Here is a 283-nt window from a genome sequence, read left to right as displayed (position 1 = left end):
TCGCTCGCGAGGACCGCGACCGCGTCCGCGACCGCGTGGAAGCGCGCCGAGCCGAGCGCGTCGAGCGCCGCCGAGTGCGCCCGGTTGCGGGCGAGCGTCAACTGCCGGTCCAGGAGGGCGCCCGCGCGGGCCGCGCCCATGGGGAGCGGCCCTTCCGGGTGCCCCTGGGCGGGCACGGCGGCGGCCCGTACCCCCTCCTCGTCCCGCAGCCGCCGCAGCGCGCCGAGCAGCCGGCCCAGCCGGTGCGCGCACGCGTACTCGCTGCCCAACACGGCCGAGAGCC

The 283-nt window shown here is 80.6% G+C and carries 1 pseudogene; it reads right to left on the bottom strand.

From position 1 onward, the window contains the following. A pseudogene (locus G3I42_RS08260) lies at nt 1-283 on the bottom strand (metal-binding protein); the annotation flags it as partial.

This window comes from Streptomyces sp. SID11385, assembly GCF_010548245.1.
Classification (GTDB): Bacteria; Actinomycetota; Actinomycetes; order Streptomycetales; family Streptomycetaceae; genus Streptomyces.
The sequence above is the reverse complement of the archived record's forward strand: the minus strand, read 5'-3'. Positions and strand labels throughout refer to the sequence as shown.